Below are 3,738 nucleotides of genomic sequence, written 5' to 3'. Positions count from 1 at the left end.
GCCCATCTTCATCATGTTCCTCAGCCCATTCCGAATAAGTTTGAACCTTTTCGTATTCTTGCTTTTGCAACGGGTCTTGCATGAGATAAGCCATGACAAGGTTTTCAAACAGCGTTCCCAATTCACGAGGTGATTTTGCTTGTTGACGATAATATTCTAAGAGAGAACGTAAAGTGACTTGTTTATTATCAGACTTAACATATTGAAGCATATTAAGATAAACTCCATTGGCTATGGCAAGATCAAAACTCGTAAAGAAACGAAATGAAGTCTATTAAATTGATTCAAAAGAAATAGCGATAACAAAATGAGACAAAAGCAGCAGAAAACCCATAAATCGCTTAAAATAAATTTTATAAATCATGCTTATCAACAACAGAATAGTGAAATTTGCTATTTATTTCACATATCATTCAAGACGAATGCACTATGGGCTTTTAAAACATCAGAATGATCATTTTGATAGGTTTTATGCGTCATTGAAATGATTACTTTTGTCAGTTCAATTTACAGACACAAACTGACAAATATATATTATTGATTGAATTTATGGGTTGTGTCTTGATAAGGGTTGTATCATTAAAATACTAACATATTGAAATATAATTGTTTTTATTTTTTTAATGGTAAAAAAAAATACTATAGGGTCTAGAGTGCACTGACAAGACTGACAAAACTCTTTTTACAAAGTCACTCAGATCATTTGCTTTTGGAGAAAAGTTCTTTGATGAGAATGCCATAAAAAGAGTTTTGCGTGGTTGTTTTAAGACTTCAAAAGAGGTTTCTTTATTGTTTTATGCTGGTGTTTTTAACCAAAGGATGCCACTCATAGCGTCTATCAGGACGCCGACCTAATTCATTCCCCTCTATAGGAAATTCACGAATATAGTTACAACGGCATAAAAGCTCTAAAGCTTGCTTAACGGCTCCATTGTCCTTTAAACATTTCCAATCACGTTTATAAACATCACGTGAAGTAAAACCATCGGGTAAATAATCACAGCGTTTAACAATCAATTTTGCACGCTCTGCTGTTACTGTATCCCCCGCCGCATAGAGCCTTTTGACATGACTTAACAAATTTTTTCCCAACGCAAGGCTCTCTCAAGGGCATCTCTATTGATTTCAAAACGCCCGCCTTCACTCAATTCAAAAATCAACGCAAGGGTTGGTATGGTTTTATTCATTTTCAAAACATGCGATTGTAAGCTTTCTGAGTGAGTGTCCCTCTTTATAGTTTCCTATTAAAGGAAAAAACAAAAAAGAAATAACACTAACCATTTCAGATTTTCATAATGAAGAAAACTTTTTAGTTTTTCTGTTGTGATGAAAATGTATTTCAAACAATAATGAATATGTTTTCAATTAATCTAAGAGATCCACAATTACATTTTGAATACGAATTTGACATATACAAAGCTGACTTTAGACCTAGCTAAATATTGCTATGAAGAATACAAACAGAACTAAGAAAAAGATGTGTGAATAAATTAATGTAAAAAGCTTTATTATGAGTACGTTATTGAGTTAGAAATCTATGCCAATAGCTTTGGCTTGCATCTTTTCGTAGAGTTTTTGCATTGCCTTGATATTTTCTCTTCTTGCATCAATGATAGATTTTTCAATGTCTGTTAAACGCGCTTTGTCTAGATTTCCTAGCCTTGCATAATGGGATGCCATTGCTTGACGTGCTTCATCATAAGGCAAACTACCTTTTCGATTTTTAGATAGGCTATATCCCCTATTTATCGCATCATATTTCTCAGGATTGGAAACCAGTTTTATGTGGTCCTTAACAACATCTATTTCAGTTAATGCTGTTTTAAGGCTACTGGTCATAGCTTTGCTATTGGAATATCTAAATAAATCATTTTCTACAAGACCACGCTCCGTATCAATAAGTAACGACAAATCACCATTCTTTCCAACATTACGAATATGATTACATAAATCATTCCGTACACTATGTAATTTTTTGGTAATCAATGTCTCATCAAGACTTTTTACATAGTTACTTTCGCGGACAAAAATACGTTCCAATTCCTCAAATTCTTTAGAAATGATAACCTCCTATGATAACATCTTTATCTAACCAATCGGGACCATATTCTTTATCAGCATCTTTAGTAGAAAATCCCATATCACGGATAAATTGTGCTCCATGCCGCTTTTTAAGAAACAAAAGTGTATGTGCTGGAGGTTCAGTCATTGCCAACCATTCCCACGCCACTTTGCTATCGTTAGCACGGTCAGCCGCTTCTGATTCAGCAGTATAAATACAGTTTTGATCTAATCCACCTGCTTGTAATTCTTCACGCTCAGCATCGGTCATATAACTTTTGGGTAATTTCTTTTGCATAGGAAATTCCTTTCTGTAATTGTCTTAAAATATTAATCTAATGGTTAAATTTGATCAATTAAATTTCCTATGATTTTTTCAATTTGTTGTTTGAAATGAAAATAAGATAGCTGTTTTTATCTTTAATCATTTTGATTGTTTGTATCAAAGAAAATTATCATTTTTTTTGGTACTAATATATACATTTAATTGACGGTCTTTATTGAACGTGTCAAAATTTTACACATTTTTACGAGCTTCTCGTGATGGATAAAATACAGAAAGTCAAAAATTTTAATTGTTAAAATATATCAACAGAAAAGGTTGTGCTTCACTCCATATTGAAAGATAAACTATAAATAGAGGTAAAAATTTGGTGCAAATGTAAGCTTGGTACCTTAATCGAAAGAACAGAGCAGGGGAATTGTTATTGATACCTAAGTTTTCTCATATAGCTGATTTTTCTTTTAAACTCTTAAAGCTGCTAGTGAGCGTAATTTGTAAAATAGGCTAATTTATTCAAAGATAGACTAGGCAATTGATCATCATGGGCTGGACAACGGGCACTTCCATAATGCCCATACCAAACCCCACGCAAGGCATTTGTGATGCCCCGAGCATTTATATAAGAAAACATGTTTTTTATCCTATGATATATTGCACCATAGGACGGATTGTGCTATCTCTAGGGTGATGAGTTTGAGAAAGCCTTGTCCGTCCTTACGTGACAAGGTTTTTTTATGCCGCGTCACTTTGACGTTGCTGTTTTGCTTGCTCGATGACATTCAAGAGATCTGATTGTAACCAACGGGATAAAAAACCAAATTTTAAAGGCTTTGGTAAAGAGCCATTGGTCACATGACGGCGGAATGTTGAAACACTCATATGAAGCAATTTTGCACTTTCACGGTCAGTTAAAAGAATATCGTTTTCTGTCATTATAATTTCCTTTCAAGAGTAAAAAATGGGAACAAATCATAAGCATTTATTAACCATATTTTGGTTGTTTTTTGAAGGTATTTTAATCATAGAAAACAATATATTATTATAGTTTTTCTGATGTGATAATTTATGACTCTTATTGAGATGATATGAGAGAGAAGAGAGCTAAAGTTATCCACAGATAATGGGGTATTACACCCCATATCTTAAGCTTGACCTGTAACGTAAGCCGCCCATTTATCCATATAGACACGACGCTGTTCTAAATAGTCAGTACGACGATAGGCACGTTCCACTTGCCCCCCGACCACATGCCCCAGAATGGTTTCAGCGACCTCATAAGGGGCGTCTGTTGTTTCAGCGAGCCAATCGCGTAAACTAGAGCGAAACCCATGAGGGCAGGCATCAAGTTTATTATCTCTCATATATTGAGCCATACACTTTGTAGCAAGGGGACC

5 protein-coding genes and 2 pseudogenes are annotated in these 3,738 nt (G+C 34.4%); all 7 read right to left on the bottom strand.

Annotated features, from left to right (window positions below; genetic code table 11):
• A partial coding sequence (locus tag PVV69_RS09420) for a hypothetical protein (protein ID WP_273757295.1) occupies window positions 1-211 on the bottom strand: 211 nt, incomplete at its 3' end.
• A 575-nt stretch (window positions 212-786) separates the two neighbouring features.
• Window positions 787-1,232: pseudogene (locus PVV69_RS09415) on the bottom strand (DUF3987 domain-containing protein); the annotation flags it as partial.
• Between the two features lie 295 nt (window positions 1,233-1,527).
• Window positions 1,528-1,983 carry a hypothetical protein gene (locus PVV69_RS09410; RefSeq protein WP_273757296.1) on the bottom strand — a complete coding sequence of 152 codons (456 nt, stop codon included), beginning with the start codon at window positions 1,981-1,983 and terminating at the stop codon, window positions 1,528-1,530.
• A 70-nt stretch (window positions 1,984-2,053) separates the two neighbouring features.
• Window positions 2,054-2,359, bottom strand: coding sequence for a hypothetical protein (locus PVV69_RS09405; protein WP_273757294.1), 306 nt, complete (start codon window positions 2,357-2,359; stop codon window positions 2,054-2,056).
• 463 nt (window positions 2,360-2,822) lie between these two features.
• Window positions 2,823-2,975, bottom strand: coding sequence for a hypothetical protein (locus tag PVV69_RS09400; RefSeq protein WP_273757293.1), 153 nt, complete (start codon window positions 2,973-2,975; stop codon window positions 2,823-2,825).
• Between the two features lie 101 nt (window positions 2,976-3,076).
• Complete coding sequence (locus tag PVV69_RS09395) at window positions 3,077-3,277, bottom strand: AlpA family transcriptional regulator (protein WP_007347209.1); 201 nt, start codon at window positions 3,275-3,277, stop codon at window positions 3,077-3,079.
• Window positions 3,278-3,486: 209 nt separating this feature from the next.
• Window positions 3,487-3,738, bottom strand: a pseudogene (locus PVV69_RS09390) (integrase); the annotation flags it as partial.

Origin of the sequence: Bartonella sp. MM73XJBT (genome assembly GCF_028618465.1) — a bacterium.
Taxonomy (GTDB): Bacteria; Pseudomonadota; Alphaproteobacteria; order Rhizobiales; family Rhizobiaceae; genus Bartonella.
The sequence above is the reverse complement of the archived record's forward strand: the minus strand, read 5'-3'. Positions and strand labels throughout refer to the sequence as shown.